The sequence below is a fragment of the Curtobacterium sp. MCBA15_004 genome (genome assembly GCF_001865055.2).
Lineage (GTDB): Bacteria > Actinomycetota > Actinomycetes > Actinomycetales > Microbacteriaceae > Curtobacterium.
Map to the genome: position 1 here is coordinate 2,684,378 of NZ_CP126266.1, position 20,633 is coordinate 2,705,010.

The 20,633-nt window shown below is 73.5% G+C and carries 18 protein-coding genes; 4 read left to right on the forward strand and 14 right to left on the reverse strand.

Annotated elements, in window-relative coordinates; translation table 11 throughout:
- Positions 1-127: 127 nt before the first annotated feature.
- On the reverse strand, positions 128-1,690 hold the full coding sequence (locus tag QOL16_RS12675) for an NCS1 family nucleobase:cation symporter-1 (RefSeq protein WP_083395119.1): 1,563 nt from the start codon (positions 1,688-1,690) through the stop codon (positions 128-130).
- 251 nt (positions 1,691-1,941) lie between these two features.
- Between QOL16_RS12675 and QOL16_RS12680 the strand changes: the two genes are divergently transcribed.
- Positions 1,942-2,499: a VOC family protein gene (locus QOL16_RS12680; protein ID WP_065962320.1), complete on the forward strand. Its 558-nt coding sequence runs from the start codon at positions 1,942-1,944 to the stop codon at positions 2,497-2,499.
- A 168-nt stretch (positions 2,500-2,667) separates the two neighbouring features.
- Here the strand turns inward: QOL16_RS12680 and QOL16_RS12685 are convergent, their stop codons facing one another.
- The 3 genes from QOL16_RS12685 to QOL16_RS12695 form a co-directional block, all read right to left on the reverse strand.
- Positions 2,668-3,390, reverse strand: coding sequence for a VIT1/CCC1 transporter family protein (locus QOL16_RS12685; protein WP_139197281.1), 723 nt, complete (start codon positions 3,388-3,390; stop codon positions 2,668-2,670).
- Positions 3,391-3,472: 82 nt separating this feature from the next.
- Positions 3,473-4,006, reverse strand: a complete 534-nt coding sequence (locus tag QOL16_RS12690) for an N-acetyltransferase (protein WP_071285105.1) — start codon at positions 4,004-4,006, stop codon at positions 3,473-3,475.
- Between the two features lie 36 nt (positions 4,007-4,042).
- Positions 4,043-5,449, reverse strand: a complete 1,407-nt coding sequence (locus tag QOL16_RS12695) for an LLM class flavin-dependent oxidoreductase (RefSeq protein WP_302847145.1) — start codon at positions 5,447-5,449, stop codon at positions 4,043-4,045.
- A 113-nt stretch (positions 5,450-5,562) separates the two neighbouring features.
- On the opposite strand from QOL16_RS12695, the gene QOL16_RS12700 reads away from it, so the two are divergent.
- Positions 5,563-6,039 (forward strand): SRPBCC family protein, encoded by a 477-nt coding sequence (locus QOL16_RS12700; RefSeq protein ID WP_065962312.1) that lies wholly within the window; start codon positions 5,563-5,565, stop codon positions 6,037-6,039.
- Positions 6,040-6,052: 13 nt separating this feature from the next.
- Here QOL16_RS12700 and sufU read toward each other — a convergent pair whose 3' ends face one another.
- The 6 genes from sufU to QOL16_RS12730 all read right to left on the reverse strand — a co-directional run bounded on the left by sufU (position 6,053) and on the right by QOL16_RS12730 (position 13,183).
- Positions 6,053-6,499 (reverse strand): Fe-S cluster assembly sulfur transfer protein SufU, encoded by a 447-nt coding sequence (gene sufU / locus QOL16_RS12705; protein ID WP_065962310.1) that lies wholly within the window; start codon positions 6,497-6,499, stop codon positions 6,053-6,055.
- Entirely contained in the window at positions 6,496-7,851 is a 1,356-nt protein-coding gene (locus QOL16_RS12710) for a SufS family cysteine desulfurase (RefSeq protein ID WP_254780306.1), read from the reverse strand. The genes sufU and QOL16_RS12710 overlap by 4 nt, the downstream gene beginning before the upstream one ends.
- Before the next feature lie 84 nt (positions 7,852-7,935).
- Entirely contained in the window at positions 7,936-8,148 is a 213-nt protein-coding gene (locus tag QOL16_RS12715) for an antitoxin (RefSeq protein WP_065962308.1), read from the reverse strand.
- Between the two features lie 186 nt (positions 8,149-8,334).
- On the reverse strand, positions 8,335-9,630 hold the full coding sequence (locus QOL16_RS12720) for a chloride channel protein (RefSeq protein ID WP_071285104.1): 1,296 nt from the start codon (positions 9,628-9,630) through the stop codon (positions 8,335-8,337).
- 212 nt (positions 9,631-9,842) lie between these two features.
- Positions 9,843-11,978: an alpha-galactosidase gene (locus QOL16_RS12725; protein WP_071245579.1), complete on the reverse strand. Its 2,136-nt coding sequence runs from the start codon at positions 11,976-11,978 to the stop codon at positions 9,843-9,845.
- A gap of 221 nt (positions 11,979-12,199) precedes the next feature.
- Complete coding sequence (locus tag QOL16_RS12730; RefSeq protein WP_065963417.1) at positions 12,200-13,183, reverse strand: magnesium and cobalt transport protein CorA; 984 nt, start codon at positions 13,181-13,183, stop codon at positions 12,200-12,202.
- Positions 13,184-13,397: 214 nt separating this feature from the next.
- Between QOL16_RS12730 and QOL16_RS12735 the strand changes: the two genes are divergently transcribed.
- On the forward strand, positions 13,398-14,243 hold the full coding sequence (locus QOL16_RS12735; RefSeq protein ID WP_254780305.1) for a tryptophan-rich sensory protein: 846 nt from the start codon (positions 13,398-13,400) through the stop codon (positions 14,241-14,243).
- A 264-nt stretch (positions 14,244-14,507) separates the two neighbouring features.
- Here the strand turns inward: QOL16_RS12735 and ald are convergent, their stop codons facing one another.
- From ald to QOL16_RS12750, 3 genes are all read right to left on the reverse strand, one after another.
- Positions 14,508-15,611 (reverse strand): alanine dehydrogenase, encoded by a 1,104-nt coding sequence (gene ald, locus QOL16_RS12740; protein ID WP_071285102.1) that lies wholly within the window; start codon positions 15,609-15,611, stop codon positions 14,508-14,510.
- A 136-nt stretch (positions 15,612-15,747) separates the two neighbouring features.
- Positions 15,748-16,812: an AraC family transcriptional regulator gene (locus QOL16_RS12745; protein ID WP_083395118.1), complete on the reverse strand. Its 1,065-nt coding sequence runs from the start codon at positions 16,810-16,812 to the stop codon at positions 15,748-15,750.
- An 84-nt stretch (positions 16,813-16,896) separates the two neighbouring features.
- The gene (locus QOL16_RS12750) at positions 16,897-17,859 is read right to left on the reverse strand and encodes a sugar-binding transcriptional regulator (RefSeq protein WP_065963424.1); all 963 of its coding nucleotides are present in this window, start codon (positions 17,857-17,859) and stop codon (positions 16,897-16,899) included.
- Positions 17,860-18,048: 189 nt separating this feature from the next.
- Here QOL16_RS12750 and QOL16_RS12755 point away from each other — a divergent pair, with 189 nt between their 5' ends.
- Positions 18,049-19,791, forward strand: coding sequence for a glycerol-3-phosphate dehydrogenase/oxidase (locus QOL16_RS12755; RefSeq protein WP_071245573.1), 1,743 nt, complete (start codon positions 18,049-18,051; stop codon positions 19,789-19,791).
- Positions 19,792-19,964: 173 nt separating this feature from the next.
- Here the strand turns inward: QOL16_RS12755 and QOL16_RS12760 are convergent, their stop codons facing one another.
- Positions 19,965-20,621, reverse strand: a complete 657-nt coding sequence (locus tag QOL16_RS12760) for a histidine phosphatase family protein (RefSeq protein ID WP_071281982.1) — start codon at positions 20,619-20,621, stop codon at positions 19,965-19,967.
- Positions 20,622-20,633: the final 12 nt, after the last annotated feature.

Consider the following 20,633-nt stretch of genomic DNA (forward strand, 5'->3'; position numbering starts at 1 on the left):
TGTGGAAGGTGACTGGGGGCACACGGCCTGTGGAGGAACCATCGCGACCATCGCGACCGCCGCGACCGTCGCGACCGCCCCGGCGACGAGGCGGGCGACGACCGTCCCGGGCGCCGCCCGCCCTCCGTCAGGCCCGCCCGGCGGCGGCCCCGTGGTCGACGGTCGGGTCGTCCTCGGCGAGCGCGGGCATCTGCGGCGACCGGCGCTCGAGTGCCCAGAACAGGACGAACCCGAGCCCGCAGCCGACGAACCAGCTGTAGTTGCTCAGCCAGGGCAGCACGCCCGTCGCCGGCGGCAGCACCGCGCACGCGACCGACAGGGCCCCGGCGACGACGAGCGTCCAGACGGCGTTCGGGTTCCACCCGCCGCGGTACCAGTACCGGCCGGTCGTCGACCGCGTGTACATGTCGTCGACCGCGACGCGCTGCTTCGCGACCACGTAGTACCCGGCGATCAGGATGCCGAACAGCGGGCCGATCAGGGCCCCGAGGATGCCGAGCGTGTAGAGGATGGCCTGGTCGTTGCCGTACCAGTTCCACGGCGTCAGGAGCACCGAGCCGACGGCCGCGATCATGCCGCCCGTCCGCCAGCTGATCCGGCGCGGGGACACGTTCGAGAAGTCGAACGCGGGGCTGATGAAGTTCGCGACGATGTTGATGCCGACGGTGGCGGTGACGAACGTCAAGCCACCGAGCAGGATCGCGAACGGCGCGTCGATCGCCTGCACGGTCTGGATCGGGTCGGTGATGAGCTTGCCGAACACCGGGACGGTCGCGCTCGCGCACAGCACCGTGAGCACCGAGAAGAACAGGAAGTTGACCGGGAGGCCCCAGAAGTTGCCGCGCTTCACGGCCCGGAACGAACGGCCGTACCGCGAGAAGTCGCCGAAGTTCAGCATCGGGCCGGAGAAGTAGCTCACGACGATCGCGACCGCCGACAGCATCACCGGGATCGAGTCGCCGAAGGACATCGGGGCGCCGGTGTGCAGCGTGAGCGAGATGTTGCCGATGCCGGCCCGGGCGACCAGGTACACGGCGAGTGCGATCATCACGACGTAGACGGCGGGGCCGGCCAAGTCGATGAAGCGCTTGATCGCCTCCATGCCCATCGAGAACAGCGCGGCCTGCGCGACCCAGAGGATCGCGTACGAGATCCAGCCGAGCGCGGAGAGCCCGAGGAACGACGGCTCGAGCAGCCCGGCCGCCCCGGGCACGAACTTCAGGAACACGATGTTCAGCGACTGCGCCGCGAGGAACGTCTGCACGCCGTACCAGGCCATCGCGATGAGCCCGCGGATGACGGCGGGCACGTTCGCCCCGAGGACCCCGAACACCGCGCGGTTGATCACCGGGTACGGCACACCGGTGCGCTGGGAGGGCTTCGCGACGAGGTTCGCGAACACCTGCACGACCAGGATGCCGACCACGAGGGCGACGAGGACCTGCCAGCTCGCGATCCCGAGGGCGAAGAGCGACCCGGCGGTGACGTACCCGCCGACCGAGTGCACGTCGGACATCCAGAACGCGAAGATGTTGTAGCTCGTCCAGCGCTGTTCGCGCAGCGGGGCGAGGTCCTCGTTGGTGAGCGACGGGTCGTACCCGGGCTTGACGACGCCGGCGCCCGCTCGGGCGGTCGACGTCTGGGTGGGGGCGTGGGGCGCGGCGACCGGGGTCGCGATCTCTGTGACCAAGGCGTCCTCCGTGGGAGTGGCGGCGGGGGTGGGTCCCCGCTCGAGGACGAAGCTATTGAGGCTCCCGACACCGCCCGTTTCCCTCGTGTAACGGTCGTGTGTCGCGTCGTCCGGTCTGGAACGCCCGTTCCGACCGGTCCCCGGTCCGCCGCGCCTGAGCGGGGCCACAGCCTCTGCGGCTTGCCGCACCGATGGCGCAGCCGGGGTCCCGGGACGGTCCGGTCCCGCTCCCCGGTGGGGATCATCGGGGGATGACCAGGGGCATCAGGATCGACCACGTCGGCGTCACCGTGCCCGACGTCGACGCCGCGACCGCGTTCTTCGTGGCGGCCTTCGACGCCGTCGTCCTGTACGACGTCCGGTCGCGCTGGGAACCGGTCAACGGCACCCCGGAGGCGCACCGCTACCTCGGCATCCCGTCGTCGATGGCGCAGGGGGCGATCCGGATGCTCGCGTTCCCGGAGGGTCCCGGCCTCGAGCTGTTCGAGTACGCCGGTCCCGAGCAGCGCGACGCCGCGGCCCCGTCCGACCTCGGCTGGCAGCACCTCGCCCTGTACGCCGACGACCTCGACGCCGCGCTCGCACGGGTCGAGGCCGCGGGCGGCGTCCGGAACGCCGACCCCCGACCGCTGCGCGGCGTGGAGGCCGGCGAGGGCAACCGCTTCGTGTACACCCGCACCCCGTGGGGGTCGACGCTCGAACTGGTCACCTACCCGACGCCGCAGCCGTACCTGCTGCACGCCCCGCGCCCGAAGTGGGCGCCGTGGCCGGACGTCGACCAGGTCCGGTTGCTCAGCCCGGCGCCCTGACACCTGTCCTGCCGTCGACGGCGACGGGCTCCGCCCGGCGGGACGCGGTCGGTCCACCCGAGACGCGCGCCGACTCGCGGGGCGGACCGACGGACGGGAGGCCCGGATCACCGCAGCCCGTCCGCTGCGGTGGTCCGGGCCTCCCGTCCGGCCTCCGGGGTGCGCCCGTCAGAACGCGTGCGTCCCGAGCAGCGCGCCCGCCGCGTAGGTCGCGGCGAGCGCGAGCGCGCCGCCCACGAGCACCCGCGCGGCCGCGCGACCGCGGCGTGCGCCGCCGAGCGTCGCGCCGGTCGTGCCGGTCACCGCGAGTGCGACGAGCACGGCGACGACCGTGACGGGGACGCGGAGGCCCTCGGGGGCGAGCAGCAGCGCGACGAACGGCAGCAGGGCGCCCACCGTGAAGGTCGCCGCGGAGACCCAGGCCGCACGCCAGGGGCTGACGACCTCGTCCTCGGCGTCGCGCAGGGCGGCGGCGGCCCGACGTCGACGGACCTCGGGCCGCGTCAGTTCGCGTGCCACGGCGTCGGCCACCGAGTCGTCGACGCCGAGCGACCGGTAGTGCGCGGCCAGGGTGGGTGCGTCCTCGGCGTCGGCCTCGAGCTGGGCCTGCTGCGCCGCCTGGCCGGTGCGCTGCGCGTCGCGCGCTCCGCTGACCGAGACGTACTCGCCGAGCGCCATCGACACGGCACCGCCCACGAGCGCGGCGGTGCCGGCGGCGACGACCGGACCGGTGCTCGCCCCGGCACCCGCGACACCGACGAGGACGGCGGCGACCGAGACGATGCCGTCGTTGGCGCCGAGCAGCCCGGCACGGAGCCAGTTGAGGCGGGCGGCGCTCGCGGCGTCGTCGTGCTCGGAGACGGGGAGCGAGAGGTCCGTTGCGGTCGACATGTCGGCCATCGAACCACCGTCCGGGGGATCGCGCCAGCAAGGGAAGGCTGCCCTGACCGGGGGTTTCCTGGTGAGGTTCGCCTTACCTGACCGGCTCGGGTCCGGTCCGCCAGACCCGGGTCGGACGGCCGCTCAGGGGGTGCGGGAACGGCGGGCCGACGGGCGCGAACCCGGCGCTGCGGTAGAGCGCGACCGCGGGGGCGTTGTCGTCGAGGGCGTGCAGCTCGCAGCGGTCGTGGCCGGCCGCTGCGGCTGCCTCGACGGCGGCGGCGAGCAGGCGTCGGCCGAGACCGTGCCCCTGCGCGTGCGGCGCGACGGCGAGCAGGCTGAGGTACGCGGCGTCGCTCGCCGGGCCGCCACCGGTACCGGGGGCCGACACGAGGGCGAAGCCAGCGACCGGCGCCGTGCCGTCACGGGTGCCGTCGGGGCGCGGGCCCGCGTCGGCGACGACCAGGGCGACGCGGTCCGCGGCGAACTTGTCGCGGGCACGCTCCCGCACCGCGTCCGACGGCGGTTGCCCGTCCCGTGCTGCCACGGCGGCGACCCAGAGCTCGGTGCAGGCCACCGCGGTCGTCTCGTCGTCCGCGGTCCGCACGACGAAGGACGACCCGATCACCGTTCCACCCTACGCCGGGCCGCCCCGCCGACCGGGTCAGGTGGTCGCGCGGGCGCCGACGCGGTACCCGGCACCCCGGTGCTCCTCGGGCAGCCGGTCCCCGCGGCCGTGCAGCTTGTGCCGGAGCGACCCCGGCGTGTAGCCCTCGGGGTAGGCGCCGCGTGCGCGGAGCTCCGGGACGACGAACTCGATGACGTCCTCCCACGTGCCCGGGGTCACCGCGTAGGCCAGGTTGAACCCGTCGACGTCGGTCTGCGCCTGGATGTCGAGCAACTGCTCGGCGATGGTCGCTCCCCCGCCGACGGCCACCGGACCGAGCCCACCGATCGCGGTGTGCCGGGCGAGGTCGCGGATCGTCCACGCGGTGCCGTCCTCGCCCGTGGCGGCGGAGATGTTCGCCGCCGCGGACTGGATCGCGTTCGACTCGACGTCGCCGAGCGGCTCGTCGAGGTCCCACTGCGACAGGTCGACGCCCATCCAGCCGGAGTTCAGCACGAGCGCGCCGAGCTCGGAGGCGTACGACAGGTAGTCCTCGTACTTCGCCTGGGCGGCCTCGTCGGTCGCGTCGGTGATCACGGTCAGGAGTGTGTAGATCTTCGCGGCGTACCGGTCGCGCCCGGCGGCCTCGAGCGCGTCCCGGATCCTGCGCACGGTCGCGGCGAGCTGCGGCAGCGTCGGCGCCCCGACGAAGATCGCCTCGGCGTGGTCGGCGGCGAACGCGATGCCGCGCGGCGATGCGCCCGCCTGGTAGATCACCGGGGTGCGCTGCACCGACGGCTCGGACAGGTGGATGCCCGGGACGTCGAAGTGCCGGCCGTGGTGCTCGATCGGGTGCACCTTCGCCGGGTCGGTGAAGACGCCGGACGCGCGGTCCTCGACCACGGCGTCGTCCTCCCACGACCCCTCCCACAGCTTGTAGAGGACCTCGAGGTACTCGTCCGCGACGTCGTAGCGGTCGTCGTGGCCGAGCTGGTCCGTCTGCCCCATGTTCCGTGCGGCGCTCGGCAGGTAGCCCGTGACGACGTTCCAGCCGACGCGGCCCTTCGTCAGGTGGTCGAGCGTCGACACACGGCGCGCGAACGGGTAGGGGTGCTCGTAGGCGGTGCCCGCGGTGATGCCGAAGCCGAGGTGCTCGGTGACCGAGGCCATCGCGGACACCAGCAGGATCGGGTCGTTCACCGGCACCTGGGACCCGGTCCGCAGCGCGGCCTCGTTCGAGCCGCCGTACACGTCGTAGGTCCCGAGCACGTCGGCGATGAAGATCCCGTCGAAGGCCCCGGCCTCGAGCGTGCGGGCCAGGTCCGTCCAGTACGACAGGTCCCGGTAGCTGCGGGAGCGGTCGCGGGGGTGGCGCCACAGCCCGGAGGACTGGTGCGCGACGCAGTTCATGTCGAACGCGTTGAAGCGGATCTGCCGGGGCGCGGGCTCGTTCGTCGGGGTCACGCCGCGACCGTACGACGCCCGGGACGGTCCGGTCACGGACGGTGACGATCCGTGACGCACCGCGACGCCGTGTGACACGACCGGCGGCGGACCCGACCTGGCACGATGGCGACATGCCCGTCGTCGAGTCGCGCGTCACCGTCCCCGTCCCGGTCGAGGTCGCGTTCGCGGTGTCGCAGACCCAGGGCGCGACCCGGAAGCGCTGGGACCCGTTCATCCGCCGCCAGCACCTGATCGACGCGACCGTGCCCGCGAAGGGCGTCCGGACGTACACGGTGCAGCGGTTCGGGCTCGCGATGGAGAGCGAGTACGTGTCGTACAACCCGCCGTCGAACGTCGGGATGAAGATGACGAAGGGCTCGTGGTTCTTCGAGAAGATGGGCGGCGGCTGGCGCTTCACCCCCGTCCCCGACCGGCCGGACCACACGCTCGCGGTCTGGCGCTACAACTTCACGTGCCGCCCGGCCTGGCTCGCGCCGATCGCCGAACGGATCGGCACGGTCGTGCTGCAGCGGGACATCGACCGCCGGATCCGGGGGTTCGCCGCGGGCTGCGTGGACCCCGTCGTGCTCGCCGCGATCGACGCCTGACGGCGGGCCGGCGTCAGCGGGCGAGCGCCTGCTGCGCCGCCGTCTCGGCCGCGACCCACGCGAGCATCCCGCACTTCACGCGCATGACGAACTTCGAGACGCCGTGGAACGCCACGAGGTCCTCGAGCACGTCTTCGTCGGGCTCCCCCGCGCCGCGCGACCGCATCATCTCGCGGAACGCCTCGGTGAGCGCGAGGAGCTCGGGAACCGTCCGGCCGACGGCCATGTCGGTCAGCACCGAGGCCGACGCCATCGAGATCGAGCACCCGTCGCCCTCCCACGCGAGCGCGGCGATCCGGTCCGTGCCCGGTTCGAGCCGCACCCGCACGGTGATCTCGTCGCCGCACGTGGGGTTCCGCTCGAAGTGCTCGGCATCGGCGTCGGTGAGCGGCCCGTGGCCGTGCCGCGCCTTCGCGTGGTCGAGGATGACCTGTTGGTAGAGCGCGTCGAGGGAGCTCATGCGCGGTCCTCCCCGGTGGTGCCGGCCGCGGGGTGGGCCGTGTCGTCCGCCCCGAAGTAGCCCCGCACCTCGGCCACGGCCCGGACGAAGCGGTCGACGTCCTCGTCGGTCGTGTACACGTACGTGCTCGCCCGGCTCGTCGCGGTCAGGCCGAGTCGGCGGTGCAGCGGCTGGGCGCAGTGGTGGCCCGACCGCACCGCGATGCCCTGCGCGTCGAGGTACTGGGAGACGTCGTGCGCGTGCACGCCCGCGACGTCGAACGCGACGAGCCCGGACCGGGGCACCCCGACGGGCGGCCCGACCACGCGGACACCGGGGACCGTCGCGAGCCCCTCGAGCATGCGCTGCGCCAGGGCCTCCTCGTGGTCGCGGACCCGGTCGGTGCCGATGCGCTCGAGGTAGCGGACCGCCTCGGCGAGCGCGACCGCCTGCGACACGGGCTGCGTGCCGGCCTCGAAGCGCTCGGGGGCGGGCAGGTAGTCCGACGACTCCATCGTGACGGTCGTGATCATCGAGCCGCCCGTGCGGAACGGCGGCAGGGCGTCGAGGAGCTCGCGCCGGCCCCACAGCACGCCGATGCCGTTCGGGCCGAGCATCTTGTGCCCGGAGAACGCGGCGAAGTCGACGTCGAGCGCGCGGACGTCGAGCGGACGGTGCGGTGCGGACTGGCAGGCGTCGAGGACCACGAGGGCGCCGTGCTCGTGCGCGGCGGCGACGACCTCGGCGACCGGGGCGACCATGCCGGTCACGTTCGACACGTGCGCGAAGGCGACGACCCGGGTGCGCTCCCCGATCATCCCGACCATGTCGTCGGCGGTCCAGGTGCCGTCGTCGGCGACGGGCACCCATCGCAGGGTCGCACCGGTGGTGGCGGCGAGCTCCTGCCACGGCACGAGGTTGGCGTGGTGCTCGGCCTCGGTGACGAGCAGCTCGTCGCCGGGTCCGATGCGGAAGCGCTCGGCGGCCGCTCCCCCGCGGCCGCGGCTGGCGTTGGCGATGCCGTACGCCACGAGGTTCAGCGCGTCGGTGGCGTTGGCGGTCCAGACGACCTCGGACGGGCTCGACGCCCCGACGAAGCGGGCGACGGTGGCACGGGCGTCCTCGTAGGCGTCGGTCGCCAGGGCCGCGAGCGTGTGGGCACCGCGGTGCACGGCGGCGTTGTCGCGCTCGAGGAACCGGCGCTCGGCGTCGAGGACCTGCACGGGCCGCTCGGCGGTGGCCCCGGAGTCGAGGTACGCGAGCGGGGCGCCGTTGACCTCCTGGTGCAGGATCGGGAAGTCCCGGCGGATCGCCTCGACCTCGGCGGCGGTCAGTGGCCGGGTCGGCACGTGCGGAGCGGGGGCGTCGGTCACCACACAATCGTGGTCCCCGACGGCCCCCGCGTCCAATCGCCCAGAGCGGACACCGACCGCGCGGCCGGTCCCCGCGCGGACGGCCTACTGGTTGCCGATGTGCTCGTCCGCGGTGTCGCGGGCGCCGTCGATCTTGTCGTCGTACTTGCCCCCGGTGGCCTTCTTGACCGCGTCGGCGACCCCGTCGAGCACCTTGTCGCTGATGCCCTCGGCCTTCTCGCTCTTCAGGGCGTCCTGCACCTTGCCGTCCTGCAGGAACTGCTGTGCCTTCTTGGTGATGTCGTCGAACCCGGCCATCGTGCCCTCCTCGTCGTGGGGCGGAGCGGTGCACCCCGCGCTGCCGCCGATGCTAGGCCGACCGACCCCGCGACGTCCGCGTCGGTCAGAGCGGCCCCACGACGACCGCGTCGGGCCGACCGACCCACGACGCCCGCGTCGGGCCGACCGCCCCCGCGACGTCCGGCGGTCCCGCACCACGGAGCGTCAGGTCATCTGCGCGCTGCGCCGCCGGGCGAGCAGGTACCCGACCGCGACCGAGCCGGCGACCGCGAGCATGGACGGCACGAGGACGTCCGTGCCCTCCTGGGTGAACTCGACGACGAGCACGAGCGCGGTGAAGGGCGCCCGCATGGTCGTTGCGAGGAACGCCGCCGCCCCGACGAACGCGAAGGACACGAGCGTCGAGCCGTCCGCGGGCCAGAGCAGCACCCACGCACCGCCGAGGGCCGCACCGACCGCCGAGCCGATCGCGATCGACGGGGTGAGCGTCCCGCCCACGGCACCGGCGCCGATCGTCGCCGACGTCGTGATGGTGCGGAGCACGGCGAGGAGGAGCAGGAACACGATCGGGCCGACCCCCGCGAAGTCGGGCGCACTCGTCGTCGCGTTCATCGCGACGAGCCCGAGCGCGCGTCCGTTGCCGAGGATGTCGGGGAACGGCACGGCGATGAGGCCGACCATCGCGAAGACGACCGGCAGCACGACGAGCAGGTGCCACCCCTTCGGCGCGGTCGCCTGCAACCGGTTCGTGAGCTTCACGAACCCGACCCCGGCGAAGCCCAGGAGCGGGCCGACGACCACCGCCCACACGAGCAGCGACGGCGAAAGGTGCGTGGCCGGCACGTGGTACAGCACCTCGTCGGGGATCACGAGCCGGGCGGTCACCGCGGCGATCGCGCTCGTGGCGAAGGCGGGCAGCGCGGTGGCGAAGGTGAGCTCGCCGAGCAGCACCTCGACCGCGAAGAGCGCGCCGCCGAGCGGGACGTCGTAGACGGCGGCGAGACCGGCCGCGGCACCGCACGCGACGAGGATCTTCCGCTCGCGGTCGGTCAGCCCGGCCTTGACGGTGACGACCTGGGCGAGCCACGCCCCGACCTCGCGCGGGGCGACCTCCTTGCCGATCGAGGCGCCGAGCCCGACCGCGAGGATCTGCACCCCCGCGTTCGCGAGGGTCGCCAGCGCCGGCATCCGCTTCCCGCCCACCGCGGCGGGCACGGAGACGACCGGCCGCCCCCAGCGTCGGAGCGCCCACCAGGCCACGCCCGTGAGGACACCGGCCGCGGCGAGCGCGAGGAACCGGTTCCACCCGGACGGCGCATCGGCCGCCTCGAGGTGTCCGCCGAACGGGTACCCGAACGCGACGAACTGGATGAGCTGCAGCGCCAGCCAGACCGTGATGCCGGCGACGCCGCCCGCGAGGCCGACGAGGGCGGTCACCACCCCGAGCTTGACGGCCCAGACCGGCGTGGACGTGCGTGTCGCGGTTCCGGTCTGCGGCATGCCGGGAAGCCTACCGGCCCGCCGGGGGTCGCCGGGGGCGACCGCGTCACGGACGGGAGGGACGGCGCGGGCCCGCCACGCGCCTCCCGTCCGCCCCACGGGGACGACGGGAGGGACGGGGCGGGCCCGGCACGCGCCTCCCGTCCGCCCCGCGGGGACGACGGGAGGGACGGGGTGGGCCCGGCACGCGCCTCCCGTCCGCCCCGTCGCGGTCAGACGGCCGTGACGTGGAACGGCACCACGCAGTCGGCCGGCAGCAGCGGCACCTGCAGTCCGACGGTCTGCAGCACGCGTCCGGTGGCCGTGCGGTCGCCGCTCCACCACGCCGGCGGCGTGACCAGGTGGGCGTCGCCGAGGACGACCGGGTCGACGCGGTACCGCGTGTCCGGGTCGAGGTCGCGGAACAGCATCGGGCCGGTGCCCGACACCTCGGACCGGCCGACGCTCGCGAGGAAGAACACGGCCTCCCGCCGGTCGGGTGCGACGACGCCGTACACGCGGCGGGTCGGGTCGACCTCGTCGACACGGACGAGGTCCCCGCCGTGCAGCAGGGCGCGCCACCGCTGGTGCAGGGCGATCCACTCGGCGAGCACGGCTTCCTCGTCCGGGGTCGCGAGGGTCAGGTCCCACTCGATGCCGAAGTGCCCGACGAGCGCGGTCCCGGCGCGGAACGACACGTCGTGGACGCGTCCGGTCGTGTGGTTCCGGCCGCTCGCGACGTGGGCGCCGAGGAGCTCGGGCGGGAGCAGCTGCTGCGTCCAGCGGTGCATCTCCTGGCGCTCGGCCGGGTCGATGTCGTCGGACACCCAGACCCGGTCGGTGTGCTCGAGCACGCCGAGGTCGACGCGCGAGCCGCCCGACGAGCACGACTCGATCTCGAGCGCCGGGAACCGCTCCTTGAGCGTCGCCATCAACCGGTACGTCGCCAGGGTCTGCTCGTGCACGGCGGCGCCGCCCCCGGGGTGGCCGGCCTCGACGAGGTCGCGGTTGTGGTCCCACTTGACGTAGTCGACGCCGTACTCCCCGATCACGGCCGTCATCCGCTCGAGCACGTACGCGAAGGCCTCGGGGATCGCGAGGTTGAGCACCTGCTGGTCGCGGGAGCGCACCGGCAGGCGACCGTCGGCCTGCATGATCCACTCGGGGTGCGCGCGGGCGAGGTCGCTGTCCTCGTTCACCATCTCCGGCTCGAACCACAGCCCGAACTGCATGCCGAGCGCACGGACGCGGTCGACGATCGGCCCGAGGCCGTCGGGCCAGACGTCCTCGTCGACGTACCAGTCACCGAGCCCGGCGTGGTCGTCGCGGCGGTGCCGGAACCAGCCGTCGTCGAGCACGTACCGCTCGACCCCGAGTCGTGCGGCGCGCTCGGCGAGGTCGGTCAGCCGGGCCAGGTCGTGGTCGAAGTACACGGCCTCCCAGACGTTGATCGTGACCGGGCGCGGCGAGGTCGGGTGCTGCGGGCGGCTCCGGAGCCAGCGGTGGAACCGGCGCGCCTGGTCGTCGAGGCCGTCGCCGTAGGCGCCGTACACCCAGGGGCCCTCGTAGGTCCCGCCCGGTGCGAGCCGCACCTCGCCGGGCAGGAGCAGTTCGCCGCCGCCGACGACCTGGCGCCCGGTCGCGAGGCGCTCCGCGAGGTGGCGGTGGTTGCCGCTCCACGCGGTGTGCACGCCCCAGACCTCGCCGCGGGCGAAGCCGAAGCCGGGCTCGCCGACGCTCAGGACGGTCGCGGCGTCGGAGCCCGTGCGGCCCTTGCGGTTGTCGCGCTCGTGCGTCCCGACGACCAGGGCCCGGCGCTGCGGCGTGCGCTCCTTGCCCCAGCGGCCGGCGAAGTCGAGGACCTCGCGGGCGCGGGGCGGGACGGGCAGCGCGACCGTGAGGTCCTCGACCGTGTAGACACCCTCGCCCGTGTTCGTCACGGCGGCACGCGCGCGGACGAGCCCGGAGACGAGCACCTCGACCGTGACCCGCACGGCGAGCCCGGCGGTCCGGTCCTCGGCGTCGGCGACGACCGCGGTGTCCGTGACCTCGAGCGCCGTGACCGTGAACGCGGGCGACCAGTCCCGACCGTCCCGGTGCCCGGACAGTCCGGGGCGTCCGGTCCAGCCGCGGTGCGGCTCCGGCAGCACGGCGAGGCGCACCGGCACGTCCATCTCGTTCGGGGCGACCGGCATCACGTCGGCCGCGGCCATCGCTGCGAGCGCGGTGTCGTCGAGGTCACCGAGCGCCGCACCCCAGTGCAGGACGGCGGGCAGGGCGGCGTCGCGGCAGTCGAGCACGAGGGACACGCCCCCTGCGGTCAGGTGGACGATCCCCGAGGTCGGCGCGGGGGTGGTGTCGGTGGGCATCGTTGCTCCTGTCGGCGGCGGTGACAGGACGAGCCTCGCCGGTCTGGGAGCGCTCCCGCAACCCGACGCGCCAACGCGACGGGAACCGCGGCGCCCGGACCGGGCCGCGGTGCCCGGTCAGGGATGGTGGCGCCCGGTCAGGGATGGCGGTGCCCGGTCAGGGATGGCGGCACCCGGTCAGGGATGGCGGTGCCCGGACGGCGGCCGCGCCGCCGGGAGGGTCAGAACCAGCGTTTCACCTTGAATACGACGTACAGGACGACCGCGAAGAGCACCATCGCGACGATCGACAGCGGGTAGCCCCACGTCCAGCTGAGCTCGGGCATGTGCGTGAAGTTCATGCCGTAGATCGCCGCGATGAGCGTCGGCGCGAACAGGATCGCCGCCCAGCCCGAGATCCGCTTCGTGTCGTCGTTCTGCTTCTGCGCCGCCAGGGTCGCGTCGACCGTCAGGGCGTTCTGCAGGAGCTGCCGGAACGTGTCGAGCCGCTCGACCGTGCGGATGGCGTGGTCGAGCACGTCCCGGAACCGCCGCTGCATCTCGACCGGCAGGTGGTACTTCTCGGCGCCGCGGTGCAGGTTCTCGATCATGCCGATCAGGGGTCGTGCGGCCCGCTGGAAGTCGACGACCTCGCCGAACAGCTCGTAGATGCGCTTCGAGACGCCGGGGACGCCCGCGAACAGCTGGTCCTCGATCTGGTCGATGTCCTCCTCGAGCCCGTCGATCACCGGGGCGTACCCGTCCACGATCGAGTCCATGAGCGCCCAGAGCTGCGCCTGCGGGCCGACCGTCACGAGGCCCGGCTTGCCGCTCATCCGCTGCAGGGCCCGGGGCACCGCCTGCGGACCGCGCGGGTCGGCGGGCACGACCGCCAGGAAGAAGTCGCTGCCGACGAACGCGTGCACCTCGCCGAACTCGACCTCCTCGCGGTCGTCGTGGTACACCGCGGGCTTGAGGACCGCGAACAGCGTCGAGCCGTACCGTTCGAGCTTCGGGCGCTGGTGCCCCTCGGCCGAGTCCTCGACCGCGAGCTCGTGCAGGCCGAGTGCGACCGCGACGTCGCCGAGCTCCTGCGCGTCGGGGCGGTGCAGCACGATGCACGCGGTCGCGCCCTCCTCCCCCACCATGCGGAAGGTGGTCTCCAGCGAGGGGCAGACGATCGGCGCGATCCGGTCGACGTAGACGGTGTTGAGCTCGACGGTCACGCTGGCCACCGTACGCACGGCCGGCCACGCGCGGACGGGACGCGCCCGCGGGGGTGGGTCGCGCCTTCCGTCCCGCCCGTCGTGTCCGGGGAGCCCGTTCCCTGCCGGGGCGCGTCCGGACGCGGACACCGGGTCCGGCTCCGGTCGTCCCCCGCAGGCTGGGCGCGCGCTGCGCGCGCGGTCGGGCGGACGGCCTACGGTCCAGGTCATCAGCATGCTGACGATGGGAGTGGACATGGGCAAGGCCTGGAGGATCGTGGTCGCGGCGAGCGCGGTCGTCGCGGTGGTCGGCGGCTTCCTCGGATCCGGCGCGGTGGTCGGGACGCCGATCGCGCAGGCGTCCGGCGGGGCACTCTCGGCGTCGTCGACGGCCATCGCGCCCGACGGACCGGCGTTCTCGATCTGGAGCGTCATCTACCTCGGGTTGGTCGCGTACGCGGTGCGGCAGTGCTTCCGCACCGCCGACGACGCCCGGCACCGTGCGATCGCCCTGCCGGCAACGCTGTCCCTGCTGCTCAACGCCGCGTGGATCCTGTCCGTGCAGTTCGGCGCGCTGTGGCTGAGCGAACCGGTCATCGTCGCGCTGCTCGTGGTGCTCGTCTGGACGTTCGTGGTGCTGCGGCGGAACCCGGCCGCGGGGACGGCCTCCGGGTCGGGCCTCGTCGAACGGGTGCTCACCGACGGGACCTTCGGGCTCTACCTCGGGTGGCTGTGCGTCGCGACCGCGGCGAACACCGCCGCGGTGCTGTCGGCCGCGGGCTTCCGGGGCTTCGGGCTCGGGGAGGACCTCTGGGGTGTGGCGGTCGCGCTCGTCGCCGGGCTCGTCGGCGTGCTGCTCGCGGTGTGGGACGGCGGTCGGATCGCGCCGACGCTGTCGATCGCGTGGGGGCTCGCGTGGGTCGCGGTCGGTCGGCTCGACGGGCCGCTCGTGTCCGTGCCGACGGCGGTGGCCGCGGTGGTCGCGGTCGCCGCGGTGGTCGTCACGACGCTCGTGGTGCGCACGCGCGTCGGCTGGGTCGGCGGCCGTTCGGCCGCCCGCCCCCGGGCACGGGTGGCGTAGGCGGGCGGCTGCCGCCGGCGGCCGGCTGGTCACGCGAGGGCCGCGGCCGGTCACGCGAGAGCGACAACCGGTGACGCGAGGGCCGCGGCCGACCACGCGAAAGCGACAGTTCCCCGCCGATGGTCGGCGGGGAACTGTCGCTTCCGCGTGCATGACGAGCGCCCGGAGGCGCGAAGTGTCGCTTTCGCGGACTCGTCGGTGCGGAAGTCGGCGGGCGCGAAGTGTCGCTCCCGCGAGGTGGTCGGCGGCGGTGGCCGCCCCGGGTCAGCGGGCGGCGGCGGGCGTCAGGCCGTGGGCAGCGGCGACCGCCTCGTTGACGACCTCGCCCGCGTGCACGTTCACGCCCTTCGCGAGCGCCGGGTCCGCCGCGGTCGCGCGCTCCCAGCCCTGGTCGGCGATCGCGAGGGCGTACGGCAGCGTGGCGTTCGTCAGCGCGATCGTGCTCGTGCGCGGCACCGAGCCCGGCATGTTCGCGACGCAGTAGTACACCGCGTCGTGCACCCGGAAGGTCGGTTCGTCGTGCGTGGTCGGCCGGGAGCCCTCGAAGCAGCCGCCCTGGTCGATCGCGATGTCGACGAGCACCGAACCCGGGCGCATGTCGGCGACCATCGCGTCGGTCACGAGCTTCGGCGCGGACGCCCCCGGGATGAGCACCGAACCGACGACGAGGTCGGCGTACTGCAGCGCCTCGGCGATCGCGTGCGAGGACGATCGCAGGGTCGTGACCCGACCGTCGAAGCGGGCGTCGAGCGCTCGGAGCCGCGGCAGGCTGATGTCGAAGACGGTGACCTCGGCGCCGAGGCCGAGCGCCATCGTGACCGCGTGCTCCCCCGCGACGCCGCCGCCGATCACGACGACGCGGCCGCGCGGCGTCCCGGGAACCCCGCCGAGCAGCAGCCCGCGGCCGCCGTTCGTGCGCATCAGGTGGTACGCGCCGACCTGCACGGACAGGCGCCCGGCGATCTCGGACATGGGCGACAGCAGCGGCAGCGAGCGGTCGGGCAGCTGCACGGTCTCGTACGCGATCGCGGTGGCGCCGGACTCGACGAGCGCGGTGGTCAACGGGCGGTCGGCGGCGAGGTGCAGGTACGTGAAGAGCACCTGTCCGGGTCGGATCGACGCGTACTCCGCGGCGACCGGTTCCTTCACCTTGAGGACCAGCTCGGCGCGCGCCCAGACCTCGGCGGCGGTGTCGACGACGGTCGCGCCGGCAGCGCGGTACTCGTCGTCGGTGAAGGACGAGCCCTCGCCCGCCCCGGCCTGCACGAGGACCTCGTGGCCGTGCAGGGACAGCTCGCCGACGCCCGCCGGGGTCGCCGCGACGCGGTACTCGTTGTTCTTGACTTCGGTGGGGACGCCGATCAGCATCACGGACTCCTTCGTGGGCGGTGCAGGTGAGCCCACGATGCGACGCCGTTCGACCCGGCAACGCCTCATCCGAACATCTGCTCACCCGGAGGCCGTTCGGTGCGACGGAGTTCGGCGAGCGGGTGCCCGGAGCCGGCTAGCGCGTCCGGAGCGACTCGCTCGGCAGTTCGCCGAACCGTGCGCGGTACGTCGCCGAGAACCGGCCGAGGTGCCCGAAGCCCCACGCTCGTGCGACGTCCGCCACGCTCGTGCCGTCCCGGTCACCGCGGAGCAGGTCGCCCCGGGCGCCGTCGAGTCGGACACCGCGCAGCAGGTCGCCCGGGGTCTGGTCGAGGTGTCGGCGCAGCGACTGCTGGAGCCCACGCGGACTCAGGCCGGCCGCCGCGGCGATCTCGGGCGTACCGATCGGGTCGCGCGCGTGGGCGTGCACGTAGTCGAGCGCCCGACGGAGGCGGTCGTGCTCCGGACCGTTCCCGGACACCGCCGAACGCCAGCGGTCCCGGTGCGGGAACGCCTCGACCGCGGCGGTCACGAAGGACTCGGCGATCGCGCGCTGGGCGGTCGGGGTCAGGTCGTGCGTCCGGTCGAGCCAGGTCGCCGAGTGCGCCCGGACGACCGCCTGCCACGCGCGGATGCCCTCGCTGGTGGGCCGTCGCATCGGCTCGAACGCGAAGTCCTCGTCCCCGACGACGCTCCGGACGAAGTCGCGGTCGAGCTGCACGAGGTTGAGGCCGATGTCGCGGTGGTGCAGCTCGTAGGTGTCGGCGAACGGCAGGACCACCGGCACGCCGGGCTCGAGCTCGAACGCCTGCCCGCGGTACGTGATCGTGCTCGAGCCGCTGCGCATCCACGCGATGACGAACTCGTCGTCGACGCGGCTCTCGGTGCGCAGGTCGACCAGGAACCGCGACGACCGGAGCGACATGCGGTCGTCGCCGACGCCCGCGAAGTCCCACTGGGGCTGCGGACGGGTGCGGCGGACGCGCGGTGCGGTGAAGTCGTAGTCGCCGGTGAAGAAGGCGAGCGCCTCGTCGACGTCGGTGCCGACGAGTCGGCGGAAGTAGCGGGGTGAGCCGTCGGTGGACGGGTCCGTGCCCGCGGTCGCGGACACCGCGGCACCGGCCGACGCCGGGCCCGGGGCGGGTGACGCAGGGCGCGCAGCAGCCGTCGCCGGCTGACGGGTCTCGCGGGAAGGCACCATGCACCGGAGCCTAGGAGGAGCCACCGACAAAGTCGGTCAGACCCTGACGCAGGTGGGGTGCCCGGACCCGCCGGGTCACGCCGGTCACGGCTGCAGGATCGCCTGCCCGACGCTCTCGTCCAGGATCAGGTCGGTCACCAGTCCGGCCGCCAGCGCCCCCTTCAACGAGGCCGCCTTCGACCGGCCAGCGACGACGCAGACCCGGCGCGGGGCGCGCTTGATCGTGTCGAGGTCGGGAGCGCCCGCGCGGGCGTTCACCCCGATGTCCTTCCACGAGCCGTCGGCCCGGTAGAACACCGTCGAGACGTCCCCGACCACGCCGGCCTCGGCGAGCTCGTCGCGGTCCTCGGGGTCGAGGTACCCGCCCGAGTACACGTGCGACGGCACCGGGGCCTGCGGGGCACCGACGCCGAACACGACGAGGTCCATCCGCTCGTGCAGGTCGAGGACCCGTCGGATCGAGCGTTCGCGGAACAGCGCCTCCTTGGTGGCCGGGTCGTCGAAGAACGCCGGGACGGGGAACTGCTGCACGAACGCGCCGTACGCCTCGCCGAACCGCCGCAGGATCTCGGAGGCGTAGACGATGCCGGTCGTGCGGGTGTTCGCGGCGCCGTTGATCTGCACGACGGTCGACCCGTGCGTGGTCTTCGGCACGAGGTACCGGCTCACCGCGCTCACGGTCGACCCCCACGAGATGCCGACGACCATGTTCGACTCGACGTACTGCGTGAGGATCCGCGCGGCGGACAGGGCCACCCGCTCCAGCCGGTCGACGTCGCTCGTGTGGTCGGGCACCGGGACGACGTGCGCGTGCACCCCGTACCGCGCCCGGATGTTCCGGCTCAGCGCCGCGGCCTGGTCGAGGGGCGACCGGATCTGGATGTCGACGAGCCCGGTGTCCCTGGCGTACTTCAGCAGACGCGACACCGACGATCGCGAGGTCGCGAGCTCGTCGGCGATGGCGTCCATCGTCAGGTCCTGCAGGTAGTAGAGGTGTGCGGCGCGCAGCGCCTGCTGGGTCCGCATCGGCTGCGCAGCGTCGCTCATGGGAACCGAGCATGCACGGACGTGCACGGCCTCTGCAACCCCTGTCGCGCCTCCAGACCGCTCTCCCGGCCACCTGCCGGGCCGGACGACACCTGTCCTGCACGTTCGTGCACGCGTGTTGCCCGCCCTCCCGAGCAGGCGCACCATCGAAGTCGACCCACGGAACCGACCCAAGGAAGCGACGCACCAATGTCGAAGAAGACGCAGCCCCGGAACACCGTGACGGCGCTCACCGAGCGACCGACCGCACAGGTCCTCGTCGTCGGTGGCGGCATCAACGGCATCGCCACCTTCCGCGACCTCGCCCTGCAGGGCGTCGACGTCGTGCTCGTCGAGCGCGGCGACTACGCCGGCGGCGCCTCGGCCGCGTCGAGCCACATGATCCACGGCGGCATCCGCTACCTCGAGAACGGCGAGTTCCGCCTGGTGCGCGAGAGCGTGCAGGAGCGCAACGGCCTCATCCGCATCGCCCCGCACTACGTCAAGCCGCTCCAGACGACGATGCCGATCTTCTCGACGTTCTCCGGCATCATGAACGCCCCGCTGCGCATGCTCACGCACAAGCAGCGCTCCACCAAGGAGCGCGGCGCGATGCTCATCAAGATCGGCATGACGATCTACGACTCCTTCTCGCGCGACGGCGGCTCGGTCCCGAAGCACGTCTTCCGCACCAAGAAGGCTGCGCTCGAGGACATGCCGGCGCTCAACAAGGACCTGAAGTACACGGGCACCTACTACGACGCGTCCGTCCACGAGCCGGAGCGCCTGGCGCTCGACGTGCTCAAGGACGGCCTCGCCGCCGGCACCGGGACCGGCTCGGCGAGCACCGCGCGAGCGACGAACTACGTCGAGGCCGCTGGCACCCGCGACGGCGGCGTCCTGCTGCGCGACCGCGAGACCGGCGAGGAGTTCGCGTTCCACGCCGACGTCGTCATCAACGCCTCCGGGCCGTGGACCGACCTCACGAACCAGGCGTTCGGCGGCGAGACGAAGTTCATGGGCGGCACCAAGGGCTCCCACATCGTCGTGCACAACGACGAGCTCCTCGAGGCCACCAAGGGCCGCGAGCTGTTCTTCGAGAACGACGACGGACGCATCGTGCTCATCTACCCGCTCAAGGGCCGGGTGCTCATCGGCACGACCGACATCGACGCCGACCCGTCGAAGCCGGTCACCACGACCGAGGAGGAGATCGACTACTTCTTCGGCCTGGTCAAGCACGTGTTCCCGCAGATCGAGGTCACGCGCGACCACATCGTCTACAGCTACTCGGGCATCCGGCCGCTCCCCCGCCACGAGGACACCGCCCCCGGCTTCGTGTCCCGCGACTACCGGATCGTCGACACCCCGATCGCCGGCCTGCCGGACAGCACCGTGCTGTCGCTCGTCGGCGGCAAGTGGACCACGTTCCGCGCCCTCGCCGCGCACCTGTCGACCGAGGCCACCACGAAGCTCGGCGTCGCCCGCACGGTCGACACCACCGGCATGCCGATCGGTGGCGGGAAGGACTTCCCGACCACGGACGCGCAGCGCGACCTGTGGATCACCTCGCACCGCGACGGGCTCGACCCGCAGCTCGTCGAGGGGCTGCTCGAGCGCTACGGCACCCGTGCCGCCGAGGTCGTGGACGTCCTGGTCGACGGCCCGGTCGAGCCGCTCGAGTCCGAGCCGTCGCTCACCCGCGCCGAGGTGGCGTACTTCGCCGAGCACGAGCAGGCCGTCCACCTGGTGGACGTCGTGCTGCGTCGCACGAACCTCGCGTTCGTCGGCGGGGTCACGATCGACCTGCTCGACGAGCTGGCGGACGTGCTCGCCGGGTCGCTCGGTTGGACGACCGAGGAGCGCGCGGACGAGGTCCAGCGCACGCTCGACGTGCTGCGCGAGTCGCACGGCGTGATCGTGCCGCTGCACACGACGGCGCAGCCCGCGTAGTCGGGTCGCGTCCACACGACGGACGGGAGGCGCGGTGCCGGCTGGCACCGCGCCTCCCGTCCGTCGTCCGGTTGCGTCCGGCGGGCGGGCGCGGTCGCGCCGTCCAGGCGGGCGCGCCGTCCACGCGGTCGCGCAGCCCGCGCGGTCGCGCAGCCCGCGCGGTCGTGCGATCGCTAGAAGCGCTCGCCCGTCGGGTCCTGCGCGGTCCGGTCGACGAGGTCCTCGCCGCCGACCGGCTCGCCCTCCCAGTCCACCAGGCGCCACCCGTCGGCGGTCGACCCCTCGAGCTCCACGATCCCGGTGTTCTCGAGGTGCCGCTTCGTGCCGAAGTCGTCGGGGGTGTTCTGCGCGACCGCGCACGCCCAGGTCCGGATGGCCGCGCCGTGGCTGACCACCGCCGCGACGGCCGCCCCGGACGCCTCGACCCGGGCGATCGCGTCGTCGTAGCGGGCGAAGAACTCCTCGCCGCTCTCCGCACCGGGCATGCGGCTCGCGCGGTCGCCGGCCGACCAGCCGTGCACGGTCGAGATGTACATCTGGACCGACACCCGGTCCGACTTGCCCTGCGTGTCGCCGGCCTCGATCTCGCGGAGGCCGTCGAGCACGACCGGCTCGATCCCGAGCGCGGCGGCGAGCGGCGCGGCCGTGTGCTGCGTCCGCACCATCGACGAGACGAACAGGCGCTCGATGCCCCGGTCGGCCAGCGCCACCGGCAGCGCGGCGGCCTGCCGCTGCCCGAGCTCGGTCAGGCCGGGGCCGGGGACCTCGGCGTCGAGGATGCCGTGCACGTTCGCGGGGGTCTGGCCGTGGCGGATGAGCAGGAGTCGCATGCGGCCACCCTA